This is a genomic window from Streptomyces sp. NPDC059008 (assembly GCF_042749045.1).
Lineage (GTDB): Bacteria > Actinomycetota > Actinomycetes > Streptomycetales > Streptomycetaceae > Streptomyces.
Genome location: NZ_JBHYJC010000057.1, coordinates 1 through 13,239, shown reverse-complemented (window position 1 = coordinate 13,239; position 13,239 = coordinate 1). Strand labels below are relative to the sequence as shown.

At 69.6% G+C, this 13,239-nt stretch carries 13 protein-coding genes and 1 riboswitch; of the genes, 3 read left to right on the top strand and 10 right to left on the bottom strand.

Translation table 11 applies throughout. The features are described from left to right. Positions 1 to 69: 69 nt before the first annotated feature. Both ACFWZH_RS35425 and ACFWZH_RS35420 read right to left on the bottom strand, forming a co-directional pair. A complete protein-coding gene (locus tag ACFWZH_RS35425) occupies positions 70 to 1,443 on the bottom strand; it encodes an NYN domain-containing protein (protein WP_384441108.1) in 1,374 nt (457 codons plus the stop codon). Between the two features lie 18 nt (positions 1,444 to 1,461). Beyond that, positions 1,462 to 1,701, bottom strand: a complete 240-nt coding sequence (locus tag ACFWZH_RS35420) for a hypothetical protein (protein WP_384441105.1) — start codon at positions 1,699 to 1,701, stop codon at positions 1,462 to 1,464. Between the two features lie 327 nt (positions 1,702 to 2,028). Between ACFWZH_RS35420 and ACFWZH_RS35415 the strand changes: the two genes are divergently transcribed. After that, positions 2,029 to 2,709: a rhomboid family intramembrane serine protease gene (locus ACFWZH_RS35415; protein ID WP_384441170.1), complete on the top strand. Its 681-nt coding sequence runs from the start codon at positions 2,029 to 2,031 to the stop codon at positions 2,707 to 2,709. Next, a complete protein-coding gene (locus ACFWZH_RS35410; protein ID WP_384441103.1) occupies positions 2,706 to 2,987 on the top strand; it encodes an Lrp/AsnC ligand binding domain-containing protein in 282 nt (93 codons plus the stop codon). Before ACFWZH_RS35415 ends, ACFWZH_RS35410 begins: the two co-directional genes overlap by 4 nt. Positions 2,988 to 3,364: 377 nt before the next feature. Here ACFWZH_RS35410 and ACFWZH_RS35405 read toward each other — a convergent pair whose 3' ends face one another. From ACFWZH_RS35405 to ACFWZH_RS35380, 6 genes are all read right to left on the bottom strand, one after another. After that, on the bottom strand, positions 3,365 to 4,738 hold the full coding sequence (locus ACFWZH_RS35405) for an aminotransferase class V-fold PLP-dependent enzyme (protein ID WP_384441101.1): 1,374 nt from the start codon (positions 4,736 to 4,738) through the stop codon (positions 3,365 to 3,367). 180 nt (positions 4,739 to 4,918) lie between these two features. Next, positions 4,919 to 5,036, bottom strand: a riboswitch (SAM riboswitch). Positions 5,037 to 5,127: 91 nt separating this feature from the next. Further along, entirely contained in the window at positions 5,128 to 6,192 is a 1,065-nt protein-coding gene (gene trpD / locus ACFWZH_RS35400; RefSeq protein ID WP_384441099.1) for an anthranilate phosphoribosyltransferase, read from the bottom strand. Positions 6,193 to 6,332: 140 nt separating this feature from the next. Further along, positions 6,333 to 7,970, bottom strand: a complete 1,638-nt coding sequence (locus tag ACFWZH_RS35395) for a cytochrome bc complex cytochrome b subunit (RefSeq protein ID WP_384441096.1) — start codon at positions 7,968 to 7,970, stop codon at positions 6,333 to 6,335. Beyond that, positions 7,967 to 9,031 (bottom strand): Rieske 2Fe-2S domain-containing protein, encoded by a 1,065-nt coding sequence (locus tag ACFWZH_RS35390; protein WP_384441093.1) that lies wholly within the window; start codon positions 9,029 to 9,031, stop codon positions 7,967 to 7,969. Before ACFWZH_RS35390 ends, ACFWZH_RS35395 begins: the two co-directional genes overlap by 4 nt. Beyond that, positions 9,028 to 9,837, bottom strand: a complete 810-nt coding sequence (locus ACFWZH_RS35385; RefSeq protein ID WP_384441090.1) for a c-type cytochrome — start codon at positions 9,835 to 9,837, stop codon at positions 9,028 to 9,030. The genes ACFWZH_RS35390 and ACFWZH_RS35385 overlap by 4 nt, the downstream gene beginning before the upstream one ends. A 72-nt stretch (positions 9,838 to 9,909) precedes the next feature. Further along, complete coding sequence (locus ACFWZH_RS35380; RefSeq protein WP_362614683.1) at positions 9,910 to 10,530, bottom strand: heme-copper oxidase subunit III; 621 nt, start codon at positions 10,528 to 10,530, stop codon at positions 9,910 to 9,912. A 275-nt stretch (positions 10,531 to 10,805) separates the two neighbouring features. Here ACFWZH_RS35380 and ACFWZH_RS35375 point away from each other — a divergent pair, with 275 nt between their 5' ends. Next, positions 10,806 to 11,207 (top strand): hypothetical protein, encoded by a 402-nt coding sequence (locus tag ACFWZH_RS35375; protein WP_384441086.1) that lies wholly within the window; start codon positions 10,806 to 10,808, stop codon positions 11,205 to 11,207. Positions 11,208 to 11,247: 40 nt separating this feature from the next. On the opposite strand, the gene ACFWZH_RS35370 is transcribed toward ACFWZH_RS35375, so the two are convergent. After that, positions 11,248 to 12,516 (bottom strand): Ig-like domain-containing protein, encoded by a 1,269-nt coding sequence (locus tag ACFWZH_RS35370; RefSeq protein WP_384441083.1) that lies wholly within the window; start codon positions 12,514 to 12,516, stop codon positions 11,248 to 11,250. A 155-nt stretch (positions 12,517 to 12,671) separates the two neighbouring features. After that, complete coding sequence (locus ACFWZH_RS35365) at positions 12,672 to 13,070, bottom strand: cytochrome c oxidase subunit 4 (protein ID WP_384441080.1); 399 nt, start codon at positions 13,068 to 13,070, stop codon at positions 12,672 to 12,674. Between the last annotated feature and the right edge of the window lie 169 nt (positions 13,071 to 13,239).

Sequence of the window (13,239 nt, the reverse complement as noted above, 5' to 3'; positions counted from 1 at the left end):
CGCCAATTGACACTGAGAGACGGATGGCGAGCGTTTTCTTCCGCGGTCCGGAAGTCCGAATCCCGCCCCTCAGGTACGGGCAAGTCGCTTGAGCAACAGGGCCGATGCGACCGGCCGCGCCCCGGCCTTCGCCACACCGTCGGCCACTTCCCGGTCCGTGGAGACCACGACGACCGGGCGGCCGGGCGGTTCGGCACGTACGAGTTGACGAATCAACTCATCGGCCGTTACGCCCGGTTTGCTGAACAGGACCCGCACGCCGCGCGGCGGTGCGAGCAGCACCGGCGCCGCCAGCTCCGCACCGTCGAAGACGCAGGTCATCTCGGCGCCGGTCTGCGCCGCCAGCACCGCGAGACCGCCCAGGAGGCGCAGCCGCTGCTTGTCGAGCGGCATGGTCGGATAGCCGGTTTTGGTGACGTTGTAGCCATCCACCACCAAATGCGCCTGGGGCAGCGCCAGTAGCTGGTCGAGCAGCGCCGGGTCCGTCTCCGACAGCGCACGCGTCGCGATGTCCTTGGGCGTCATCCGGCCCGGCGCGACCGCCTCGACGGTGTCGGCCGGATGGACGTTGGCGGGCGGCAGCGCCAGCTCGCGGCGCAGCCCCTGGGCGGCGTCCAGAACGGTGTCCAGCAGCAGCCGCAGCCGCATGTCCTCGACGCTGCGCCCCTCGCGGACGGCTCGCCGGCTGGTCTCCAGCGTCGCCTCCGCCTCGGTGATGCGGGCCTTGAGCCGGCGCAGCTCGCTGTCCGCGGCGTTCTTCTCCGTGGCCGCCCGGTCCCGTACGTCGGCCAGCTCGGCCTCGGCCTTGCGCACCGCGGCCTCACCGCGCTTGACGTCGCTCAGCGCGCTGCGCAGCTTGCGGCGCAGCGTCTCGTTCTCCTTGCGCGCGGCCTCCAGGTCCACCCGGATCCGCTCGGTGTCCGCCCGCGCCTCGTCGCGCGCCTGCGCCAGCTCCGCGCGCAGCCTGGCCAGCTCCCGCTCGGCCTCCTCGCCGGCCCGCTCGGCGCGCGCCCGCTGCGCCTCCTCACCGGCCGCCGCGACGAGCTTGACCCAGCCGTCGGGCCGCAGCACATAGGCGGCCGCGGCGACATCGAGCGGATCGGCGGCGGCGGGCGGGGTGCCGTGCTCCAGCGCCTCGGCGAGCTCCGGCTGGGCCTCGCGCAGCTTGCCGGCGATCCGCTGCCGGAAGACCGCGTCGCCCTCCAGCGCGGCGGCCATCGCGTTCCCGGCGAACTTGGCCCGGCGAGTCGGGGTGAACCGGGCGTACTGCCGCAGGGGAGCCGGGAGTTCGGCGACGGTCAGTGCGCCGAAGGACTCCGCGGTGAGCGCCACGACCCGGCGCCGTACGCCCTCGGGCAGCGGACGGTCGAGCACCTCGTCCGCCGCACCCGCAGGCGCGTCGGCACGCTCGGCCCCCGGCTCCCCTTCTGGACGGTCCACCACGGCTGCATCGCTCCGATCTCAGGCGCTCGCGCCCGGACGGTCCACCAGTTCGATCTGGTCGACCGCGTTGCACCAGCGGCAGCGCACGGATTCGATGCTCTCACTGAGGACCTCGCGCTCCTCCACCTTCGGCTCCCCGGCCAGGTCCAGGTGGACGTACTCCACGACCTTGGCCTGTCGGGTCACATCGAAACGGGTGAGGTTGCCGCACAGCGTGCAGCGCCACCGGGTTTCGGCCGTCGGCAGGGGAACAGACATCGTGTCGTCCTCTTTCATGCTCGTCGATCTCGTGCTGCTGCGCCGTTCACGCGGTGCGCCGTCGGACTGCGGAAGTACGCAAGGTACTGCCTGCAACCCTACGGCCTGATGGGGGGCCGGTGCGGGCCCTGCCCAGGAGCCGGGACGCGGCGAGGCACTCTGTCCCGATTGCCCGCATTACGCCATGATCACTTCATGACGGCGTCGGCTCCCCCTCCCCGTTCACCCCGTACTCCGCGCTCCGCGCGCGCCGACTCTCCCCGCCCATCCGGCCTCCTCCCCCGCCCGCCGCACCCCACCCGGTCCCCGACCGCGGTGTTCTCGCGGCTGACGAATGTGCTGATCGGCCTGTGCTGCGTGGTCTTCGTGGCCGGCCCCGTCTGCACCCTGAACCGGATGTACGGCACCGGCGACGCCCTGCTGGAGGCGCAGACCGCGTACTTCGAGCGATGGGGCGTGATCCCGCTGGAGCTCTGGAGCGGTTCGCTGCGGGCGCTGATCACTCCGCTCACCGCGCTGTTCGTGCACGGCAGCTGGCTGCATCTGCTCGGCAACATACTGTTTCTGTACGTCTTCGGCGGGATGGCCGAGGCGCGGATGGGCCGGCTGCCGTTCGCCGCCTTCTACCTCATCATCGGCTACCTGGCGCTGCTCGGCTACGCGGCCGCGCACGCCTCCTCGGGCCAGACGCTGGTGGGCGCCTCCGGCTCGATCGCCGGCGTCCTGGGCGCCTTCCTCTACCTCTTCCCCAGGGCCCGGGTCACCAGCGTCTTCCCCTTCCTGTTCTTCCTTCCGCTGCGCTTTCCCGCCTGGATCGTGCTGCTGTTCTGGTTCTTCCTCCAGTGGCAGGCCGCCCAGGACGACCCCCACGGGCCCGGCGTCGCCTACCTCGCACACGTCGTCGGCTTCACGCTCGGCTTTCTGTACGCCTGGGTCCGGTACCGGAGGGATAGTGTGGGGGCCACCAGGGCGAATGACCCGGCGACCGAGGGAGAGAGCCAGCCGTGATCACGTCGATCGTGCTCATCAAGACCAGCGTGGACCAGATCCCCGAGATCGCCCAGAAGATCGCCGCACTGGACGGCGTCAGCGAGGTCTACTCCGTCACCGGCGCCCACGACCTCATCGCCATGGTCCGGGTCGCCGCCCACGACGACCTCGCGGACGTCATCCCCGGCCGGATCAGCAAGGTCCCCGGCGTCGCCTCCACCGAGACGCACATCGCCTTCCGCACGTACTCCCAGCACGACCTGGAGGCGGCCTTCGCGATCGGGCTGGATGCCTAGCCCGTTTTTCCCCCACGCTTTCGGCTGTCCCGCCGTGCTGGTTGCTCACCGTTGCGCCTAGCGGCGGGCTGGTTGCCGCTGCGCGGGGCGTTTTCGGCAGCGGGTGCGCCCCTCCGGACTCCGTCCTGCGGTCCGCCCCCTCCCGTGAGTGGGAGGGGAGGAGACCGGTGGGGGTCCCCGTAAGCCCCCGTCTGCAGGAAGTCGACAGATAGGGCCCGCCCCCACCGGCCGTCTTCCACCCACTCACGGGAGGGGACAGACCGTAGGACGAAGTCCGTAGGGCTGTCACCGCACCCGACAAACAACCGCCCGCCGCAGGCGCAACGGCGAACAACCACCACGGCGGGAAAGCCAAAAACGTGGGATGGATCCCCGCGTCAAAGAGACGCGGGTACGCAACGGCCGTCCTCCGTGCGGTAGTTCCACCGTGCGCCGTCCGCGATGAGTTCCTTCACCGCGCCGACGAAGCGGTCGATGTGCTCGTCGGGGGTGCCGGCGCCGAAACTGACGCGGATGGCGTTCAGGGCGCGCTCGCCGGGGGCCGCCTCGGGGGCGCCGCACTCCCCCGGGTCCTGGGGCTCGCTGCCCAGCAGGGTCCGTACGAGCGGGTGCGCGCAGAACAGGCCGTCGCGTACGCCGATGCCGTACTCGGCCGACAGCGCGGCGGCGAAGTGCGAGCTGTTCCAGCCGTCGACGACGAACGAGAGCACGCCCACCCTGGGTGCGTCGTCGCCGAAGAGGGAGAGCACCTTGACCTCGGGCACCTCGGCCAGACCCTCCCGCACCCGGGCGATCAGCGCCTGTTCGCGGGCGACCAGGGTGTCGAAGCCGGCCTCGGTGAGCGCCTGGCAGGCGGCGGCGATCGCGTAGGCGCCGATGACGTTCGGCGAGCCGGCCTCGTGCCGGGCGGCGGTGGTGTGCCACTCGACGTCCACGCCGCCGTCGGTGCGCCGGGAGACCCTGCGGCTGGCGCCGCCGCCGGCCAGGTACGGCTCGCCGTCCTGCAGCCAGTCCGCGCGGCCGGCCAGCACCCCGGCGCCGAACGGCGCGTACAGCTTGTGGCCGGAGAAGGCGACCCAGTCGACGTCCAGTTCGGCGATGTCGAGGGGGTGGTGCGGGGCGAGCTGGGCCGCGTCCAGCACGATCCGCGCGCCGTGGGCGTGGGCCGCGGCCGCCAGCTCCCGCACCGGCCACAGCTCGCCGGTCACGTTGGACGCACCGGTCACGCACACCAGCGCCGGCCCGTAAGGCTCGCGCTCGGCGAGCGCCTTCTCCAGGGTGTCCACCGCCTGCTGCGGGGTGCGCGGCGCGTTGAGGTACGTCACCGTGACGTCCGCGCGCTGCTCCCAGGGCAGCAGCGAGGCGTGGTGCTCGGTCTCGAAGACGAACACCCGGGTGCCGTGCGGGAGTACGGAGGCCAGGAGGTTCAGCGAGTCGGTGGTGGCGCGGGTGAAGACCACCTGGTCGTCGGCGCGGCAGCCGAGGAACTCGGCGATGGTCCGGCGGCTGTTCTCGAAGAGGTCGGTGGAGAGCTGGGAGAGGTATCCGGCGCCACGGTGCACGCTGCCGTAGTACGGGGCGTAGGCGGCCACGTCGTCCCAGACCCGCTGGAGCGCCGGTGCGCTGGCGGCGTAGTCGAGCGCGGCGTAGTCGACCTCGCCGCCGGTCACGAGCGGGACCAGGACATCGCGTCCCAGAACCGGCAGCGGGGCACAAACGGAACTGTCGGCGGCAACGGCGGAAACAGACATGGCGAACTCCCGTGAGAGACAAGCGAATTCGCTGCGGGCGGGCGCGTCGGGGTGCGTCACAGCGCACTGCGGGGCGCCGCAGCGTGAAAGGAAAAAGGGTGCGGAAAAGGGGCCGAGGGGCCCTATCGCATTCGCTGGTTCACGGAAGTTCTCCCTCGAGGACCAGGATCCCTGGCGAGGGATCCGCGCTTGCCGCAGACCTCGCTGCCTGCGGCCTGGTCATCACCCGGGGCACCCCGCCACGGACGGAGGGTTGCCGGACAGCGGGCCGGGGCCTGTGTCGCTGTCACTCGTGACCTGCGCAGCATCATGCCACACGATCAACAACGCGCAAGCCCCGGTCCGTATGACGGACTGGGGCCTGCCTCACACTCTGCGTCACCCGCCGCTCATGCGTTGCTGGCGGTCACCCACCGCTCCAGCGCCCGCCTGGCGGCGCCGGAGTCGATCGAGGCGGCGGCCTTCTCGATGCCCGCGCGGATCTGTTCCGCCAGGGGGGCGTCGCCCGGCTCCAGCGCGACCAGCGCGGCCGCGGAGTTCAGCAGGACCGCGTCGCGTACCGGTCCGGTCTCGCCGTCCAGCAGCCGGCGGGCCACCTCCGCGTTGTAGGAGGCGTCCGCGCCGCGCAGGGCCTCGACGGGGACCAGGCCGATGCCGACGTCCCGCGGGTCGAAGCGCTCCTCGCGCACCGTGCCGTCCCGTACGACCCACACCCGGGAGGTCGCGGTCGTGGTCAGCTCGTCCAGGCCGTCGTCGCCGCGGAAGACCAGCGCCGAGGAGCCGCGCTCGGCGAGCACACCGGCCAGGATCGGCGCCATCCGGGCGTCGGCGACGCCGGTCGCCTGGGCGCGGACCTTCGCGGGGTTGGTCAGCGGGCCCAGCACGTTGAAGGTCGTGCGGATGCCGAGCTGGCCCCGGGCGTTGGCGACGTGCCGCAGCGCGGGGTGGAACTTCACCGCGAAGCAGAAGGTGATGCCCGCTTCCTGCGCGACCTCGGTGACCCGCTGCGGGGTGAGGTCGAGATTGACGCCGAGCTTCTCCAGCACGTCGGAGGCTCCGCTGGCCGAGGACGCCGCGCGGTTGCCGTGCTTGACGACCTTCGCGCCGGTGCCGGCGACCACGATCGAGGACATCGTGGAGATGTTGACGGTCTTGGCGCCGTCGCCGCCGGTGCCGACGATGTCGACGCTGGGGCCGGGGACCTCGATCAGCCGGGCGTGCGCGTACATGGTGCGGACGAGTCCGGAGATCTCGGCGACGGTCTCGCCCTTGGCCCGCAGCGCCACCGCGAAACCGGCGATCTGGGCGTCGCTGGCCTCGCCCCGCATGATCTTGTCCATCGCCCAGGCGGTGTCGTCGGCGCTGAGGTCGCGGCCGTCGAGGAGGGCGTTGAGGATGCCCGGCCAGGTGTGGGCCGCCACGCTGTCGCCGCCTGCCGGGGTCACAACGTTCATGGTCCACGCTCCTGGTGTGTTTCCTGCTTATGCCGTCACCCTATCGACCCGGCGGGTACGCCGGAGGGCCCCGTCCGATCGCCGGACGGGGCCCTCTGGGTGGCGTACTGCCTACGGTGCGCTACGAGGCGCCGAGGGGATCAGTGGTGGCCGTGGCCGCTGGTGATCTCCTGGTACTCCTCGACCGTGGGCTTGGCGATGACGCTGTCCTCGCCGTAGTAGGACTTCGAGAGCTTGGCGCGCAGCTTCTGCGAGCGCTTGATCTTGCGCTTGACGCCGTTCTCGTCGACCTCCGGGCCCAGTTCGAGCGGCTTGGGCTGCTCGTGCTGGGTCAGGAGGTGCAGCTGCTCCTGGTCGAGCGGCTCGTGGACCTCGATGAACTCACCGTGCGGCAGGCGCTTGATGATGCCGGACTCGCGGCCGTGCAGCACCTTGTCCCTGTCGCGCCGCTGCAGACCCAGGCAGATCCGCTTGGTGGCGATGAAGGCCAGCACCGGTCCGACGAAGAACGCGATCCGGACGAACCAGGTGATGGTGTTGATCGACAGGTGGAAGTGGGTCGCCCACAGGTCGTTGCCACCACCGATCAGCATCACGAAGTACGCGACCAGCCAGGCCACACCGAAGCCGGTGCGGGTCGGGACGTTGCGCGGGCGGTCCAGGATGTGGTGCTCGCGCTTGTCGCCGCGGACCCAGGACTCGACGAACGGGTAGACCGCGATGGCGACCAGGACCAGCGGGAAGATCAGGATCGGGATCAGCACACCGAAGTTGACGGTGTGGCCCCAGAAGTCCCACTCCCAGCCCGGCATGACGCGGACCAGACCCTCGGCGAAGCCCATGTACCAGTCGGGCTGGGCGCCCGTGGAGACCTGGTCGGGCCGGTACGGTCCGATGGCCCACACGGGGTTGATGCTGGCGACCGCGGCGATCACCGAGATCACACCGAAGACCAGGAAGAAGAAGCCTCCGGCCTTGGCCATGTAGACCGGCAGCAGCGGCATGCCGACGACGTTGTTGTTGGTCTTGCCGGCACCCGGGAACTGCGTGTGCTTGTGGTAGAAGACCAGGATCAGGTGCGCCACCAGCAGGCCGAGCATGATGCCCGGCAGCAGCAGCACGTGCACCGTGAAGAACCTCGGGATGATGTCGTGCCCGGGGAACTCGCCGCCGAAGATGAACATCTGCAGGTACGAACCGACCAGCGGCATCGCCAGGATGACGCCCTCGATGAACCGCACGCCGGTACCGGAGAGCAGGTCGTCGGGGAGCGAGTAGCCGGTGAAGCCGGTGAACATGCCCAGCACGAACAGCAGGAAGCCGAACAGCCAGTTGACCTCGCGCGGCTTGCGGAAGGCGCCGGTGAAGAACACCCGCATCATGTGGACCATCATCGCGGCCAGGAAGACCAGCGCGGCCCAGTGGTGGATCTGGCGGATGAGCAGACCACCGCGGACGTCGAAGCTGATGTCCAGCGTCGACTCGAAGGCCTGGGTCATCCGGATTCCCTGCATGGGCACATAGGAACCGTGGTAGGTGACCTCGGCCATGCTCGGGTGGAAGAACAGCGTCAGATAGACACCGGTCAGGATGATGATGATGAAGCTGTAGAGCGCGACCTCACCCAGCATGAAGGACCAGTGGTCCGGGAAGATCTTGCGCATGTTGGCCTTGGCGAGGCTGTAGATGCCCAGCCGGCCGTCCGCCCAGTCGGCGATCCGCTCGCCCCGCGGCGCCTGGCCGCGGCGCGGGTTGGTCGCGCCTTGTTCGTTACTCATCCGCGCTCCCAGAAGCTCGGGCCGACGGGCTCCGCGAAGCCGCTCGCGGCCTCCAGGAAGCCGTCCTTCTCCGTGATGTGCAGCTGCGGCAGGGCGTGTCCGGCGGGACCGAAGATCACCCGACCACCGTCAGCGAGGTCGAAGGTCGACTGGTGGCAGGGGCAGAGCACGTGGTGCGTCTGCTGCTCGTACAGGCTGATCGGGCAACCCACGTGGGTGCAGATCTTCGAGTACGCCACGATGCCCTCGTGGGACCAGGCGAGCTCCTGCTTGTCCTTGATGTTCTGCGGCTGGATCCGCACGAGCATCAGGGCGTCCTTGGCGATCTTGTTGTTGAAGTCGTGGTCGTCCTCCTCCAGGCCCTCGGGCTTGGCGAAGGTCAGCGACCCGACCGCGATGTCCTCGGGACGCAGCGGGAGGTTGGTGGACTGGTTGACCAGGCGGACGCCCTTCTTCCAGCCCGTGGTGCGCAGCTTGGTCCCCGGCAGCGGACCGAGGTCGCGCAGCAGGACGACGCCGGAGAGCGGCACCAGGGCCAGCGCGCCGAACATCGTGTTGCGGATCAGCTTGCGACGGCCGAAGCCCGACTCCTCGGCACCGGCCTGGAAGTCGGCCATGACCTTGGCCTTGACCTCGGGCGTGGCCTCGATCGGGTGGCGGTCGTCGGCGACCTCCACGTCCGACATCAGCGTGCGGGCCCAGTGGACCGCGCCGGCGCCGATGCAGAACAGGGCCGCACCGAGCGTCAGACCGAGCGCGAAGTTCAGGGCGCTGATGTGGCCGATCGGCCAGATGTAGACGATCTTGTCGATCGGGATGGCCACGTACGAGGCGATGAAGCCGACCGTGGCGATCATGGACACCAGGAAGAGGAGGGCAACGGTGCGCTCGGAGCGCTTGGCGGCCCGCTCGTCGATGTCCTGGGCGCGGTGCTCGTGGGGCGGCAGCCCCGGGTCGGCGAACGGGTTGTCCGCCTTCGTCACCGCACCTTCGTGAGCCGTCTCCCGCTCACTGGGAAGGGTTTCTTCTGGCACGTCTGCGTGTCGTCCAGTCTCGCTCATGACTTCTTGGCCTTCGTAGTCCGGGCTGCGACCCAGATGGCGACCACTACCAGCGCGCCCAGGCCGAAGATGTAGCCGAAGAGACCCTCGCTGACCGGGCCGAGACCGCCGAGGTCCAGGCCGCCGGGGCTCTCGGATTCATCGCCGTTGACGGCGCCGAGGTACGCGATGATGTCCTTCTTGTTCTGCTTGCTCAGCGAGCCGTCACCGAAGGAGGGCATGTTCTGCGGGCCGGTTTCCATGGCCTCGTAGATGTGCTTCGGGTCCACGCCCTCGAGCGTCGGTGCGTACTTGCCGTTGGTGAGGGCGCCGCCCTTGCCGGTGAAGTTGTGGCACTGCGCGCAGTTGGTGCGGAACAGCTCGCCGCCCTTGCCGATGTCGGCACCATCGGGGCTGTACTGCGACTTCTCCGGGACGGTCGGACCGGCACCCAGCGACGCGACGTAGGCCGCCAGGGCCTCACGCTGGGCGTCGTTGTAGATGGCCTTCTTCCGCGGCACCTGGGCGCCGGGCTGCTGGGCCGGCATACGGCCGGTGCCGACCTGGAAGTCGACGGCTGCGGCGCCCACGCCGACCAGGCTCGGGCCGTCGGAGGTGCCCTGACCGCCGGTGCCGTGGCAGCTTGCACAGCCCACGGCGTAGAGCTTCTTGCCCTCCTTGATGGCAAGGGACTGGGCGGTGTCATCGGCCTGAGCCTTGTCCGCCGGCGCGAACGCGGCGTACAGCCCCCCGGTGACCGCCAGCGCGAGGAGTAGGACGACGAGCGCCGCCAGCGGATGGCGCCGTCGTGCGGAGAGCTTTTTCACGGATTACCCCGGTGTCAGGATCTTCTGCGTCGATGCTGTGGATATGTCTGTCTGATGCGGAGCCGGCAGGGGCTACTTGATCAGGTAGATCGTGGCGAAGAGGCCGATCCAGACGACATCGACGAAGTGCCAGTAGTAGGACACAACGATGGCCGCGGTGGCCTGCGTGTGGGTGAACCTCTTGGCCGCGTACGTCCTGCCCAGGACCAGCAGGAAGGCGATGAGTCCGCCCGTCACATGCAGTCCGTGGAAGCCGGTGGTCAGGTAGAACACCGAGCCGTACGGGCCGGACGAGAGCGACAGGCCCTCGTGCTTGACCAGCTCGGTGTACTCGAAGACCTGACCGCCGATGAAGATCGCACCCATGACGAAGGTGACCACGAACCAGGCCCGGAGCTTCTTGACGTCGCCGCGCTCGGCCGCGAAAACGCCGAGCTGGCAGGTCAGGGAGCTGAGCACCAGGATCGTGGTGTTGGTCGCGGAGAACGGAAGATTCAACGCATCGGCGGATTCCTTCCAATACTCGGCGCCGGTCACCGATCGGAGGGTGAAGTACATCGCGAAGAGGGCCGCGAAGAACATCAGCTCGGAACTCAGCCAGATGATGGTTCCGACGCTGGTGAGGTTCGGCCGATTGACCGACGGGTGCGCGTGCCCGGTTTCTACTGTCGTTGCTGTCGCCACGACCGACATTATGTCGGTCGCTTATCCCGCCCTCACTCCGGGGGGTGCCGTTCGGTGTGTCAAGGACGTATGCCCTGCTCGTACGGCCCAATTCCGCGGTCGCCCGAAGGGGGGAAGCACCGGCGGGCCGAGCCGTCGGCGGGGCCGCCGGAAGGCGGTCCTGACGGCCCGTCGGGCAGATCTTGGATGTGTTCAACCCCTCCTGCGGGCGCCCGTTGCGGGAGTAGCATCCGGCGCAACAGTGCCACCCGATGCTGTGCCGCTACGAAAAGCGTGGAGGAACGATGCAGGCGACTGCCACGGTGCTGGTCTACAGCGACAACGCCATCACCCGCGAGCAGGTCCGGCTGGCGGCCGGACGGCGCCCCGCCGCCGATGCCCCGCAGATCGAGATCCTGGAGTGCGCCACCGCCCCGGCCGTCCTGGAGGCCCTGGAGCAGGGCGGCATCGACGTCTGCGTGCTGGACGGCGAGACCGCGCCCGCGGGCGGGATGGGCGTCTGCCGGCAGATCAAGGACGAGATCTTCCAGTGCCCGCCGGTGCTGCTGCTGATCGGACGCCCGCAGGACGCCTGGCTGGCCACCTGGAGCCGGGCGGACGCCGCGGTGACCCATCCGATCGATCCGGTGGCCTTCGCCGACGCCCTGGCCGGGCTGCTGCGGCGCAAGCACCTCGTACAGGCCTGAGCGGCCCGCTGACGGTCTCTTAGGGCCCGTAGGGCGGCCGCTAGATCTTCGGGCGCAGCCGGGCGTCGTCGCTGGGATTCTGCTGGCGTTCGGCGGCTCCTGTGGTGGTGCCCTTGCCCTTCAGGGCACTGCCGGCGCGCCATTCGTTCCACGGCAGGTTCCAGTCGCCGTAGCCGTTGTCGAACGGCGTCATGGTCTCGCCGCCGCTGTTGACGACCTTGACGATGTCGCCGACCCGCACGGTGTTGAAGAACCACTGGGCGTTGCTGGTGGACATGCCCGTGCAGCCGTGGCTGACGTTCGCCGCGCCCTGCGATCCGACGGACCAGGGCGCGGCGTGGACGTACTCGCCGCTCCAGGTCACCCGGGTGGCCCAGTAGACCGGCAGATCGTAGGACTCCGAGCTCCCGGCGGCGATGCCGACGGTCGTGCTGCGCATCCGTACGAAGCTCTCCTTGCCGAGCACGACCTTGACGCCGTTGCGGGTGGAGAATCCGGGCTTGCCGGTCGTGACGGGGATGGTGTTGATCGTCGTGCCGTTGCGCTTCACCGTCATCTGGTGCGCCGCCGCGTCGGTGACGGCCTCCACGCGGTCGCCGGTGGTGAGCCTGACGGGCTTGGAGGCGCCTCCGTAGAAGCCCTTGGCGATCTTCAGGCCGGCCAGGTTGCTGTGCACCGAGATGGTGGCGTGGGCGGGCCAGTACACCTTCGGGCGGAAGTGCAGCTTCTTGTCGTCCACCCAGTGCCAGGCACCCTCGACACGCGGCATGGAGTCGACCTTCAGGGCGCTCTCGACGACGGCGCGCGCCTTGGGGTCCTTGAGGGGCTTGCTCAGCTCGGCGGTGATCGGCTGGCCGACGCCGTACTCGCCGCTCTCCGGGCCGAAGACCGCGGTCAACTGGCCCTTGGCCTCCTTGGTGTTGACCACGAGCGTCTTGCGGCCCGGCGAGCCGTCCTCCTCGGTGCTGACCCGCACCGTGTAGCGGGTTCCGGCGGCCAGCGGCGCCGTGGTGCGCCAGTGCCTGCCGTCGGCGCTCAGTTCGCCGTGCACGAAGCGGCCGGTGGAATCGGTGGCGGTCACGTCCGTGATCCGCGCCGCGTCGTCCGTGACGGAGACCTCAAGCGGCTTGTCGGGGTCCGCTTGCCGCTTTCCGTCCGGGGTGTTGGCGGTGATCTGGTCGCCCGCGTCGTAGGGATCGGCGGAGAGTGCTTCCGACGCCGAGCCCCCGCACGCGGCAGAGCTCACCGCGAGGGGCACGAGCAGGAGGCCGCAGCTCAGCACCGTCCGGGTTCGAGGTCTGTGACTCATGACCCAAAAATATGAAGAATCACCTGTCTCAGCGCGCTGGAGGACTGCAAACGGGTGCGTCCCTGCCGCCCAAACGGGGCGGGCCCGGACACCTGTTGAGGTGTCCGGGCCCGCTCCGCGGCGTGTCAGCGGTGCTGTTGCCGCCTGATGTGCTCCTACTGCGTGCGGTTCTCACCGTGGTAGTACTCGAAGACCCAGCCGAAGAGGCCGACGAGGATCACCGGCAGGGAGAAGTACAGCAGCCACCAGCCGAAGACGACGCCCAGGAAGGCGAGCGCGCCACCGACGGCCAGGGACAGCGGCTGCCAGCTGTGCGGGCTGAAGAAGCCCAGCTCACCGGCGTCGTCCGAGACCTCGGCGTTCTCGTTGTCCTGGGCACCCGCGTCGACCCGCCGGGCCGTGAAGGCCAGGTAGTAGCCGACCATGATGCACAGGCCGAAGGCGAGGAACAGCGCGGTGGTGCCCGCCGGCTCCTTCGACCACAGGCCATAGACGATCGCCATGGCCAGGACGAAGACGGAGAGCCAGATGAACATCTTGCCCTGGATCTTCACTTGCCCGCCTCCTTGCCGCCGGCGAGGGACTTGCCGTCCTCAGCGCCGTGACCGTTGTGCAGCGCGTCGAGGGCCGCGATCTCCGGGTGGTGCAGGTCGAACGCCGGGGATTCGGAGCGAATGCGCGGCAGGGTGAGGAAGTTGTGCCGCGGCGGCGGGCAGGACGTCG

What these genes read in the sequence shown, in the direction of transcription:
- ACFWZH_RS35420 (WP_384441105.1), bottom strand. Translation starts at nt 1,701, where the DNA reads ATGTCTGTTCCCCTGCCGACGGCCGAAACCCGGTGGCGCTGCACGCTG.
- ACFWZH_RS35405 (WP_384441101.1), bottom strand. Translation starts at nt 4,738, where the DNA reads ATGTCTGTTTCCGCCGTTGCCGCCGACAGTTCCGTTTGTGCCCCGCTG.
- trpD (WP_384441099.1), bottom strand. Translation starts at nt 6,192, where the DNA reads ATGAACGTTGTGACCCCGGCAGGCGGCGACAGCGTGGCGGCCCACACC.
- ACFWZH_RS35395 (WP_384441096.1), bottom strand. Translation starts at nt 7,970, where the DNA reads ATGAGTAACGAACAAGGCGCGACCAACCCGCGCCGCGGCCAGGCGCCG.
- ACFWZH_RS35390 (WP_384441093.1), bottom strand. Translation starts at nt 9,031, where the DNA reads ATGAGCGAGACTGGACGACACGCAGACGTGCCAGAAGAAACCCTTCCC.
- ACFWZH_RS35380 (WP_362614683.1), bottom strand. Translation starts at nt 10,530, where the DNA reads ATGTCGGTCGTGGCGACAGCAACGACAGTAGAAACCGGGCACGCGCAC.
- ACFWZH_RS35375 (WP_384441086.1), top strand. Translation starts at nt 10,806, where the DNA reads ATGCAGGCGACTGCCACGGTGCTGGTCTACAGCGACAACGCCATCACC.
- ACFWZH_RS35370 (WP_384441083.1), bottom strand. Translation starts at nt 12,516, where the DNA reads ATGAGTCACAGACCTCGAACCCGGACGGTGCTGAGCTGCGGCCTCCTG.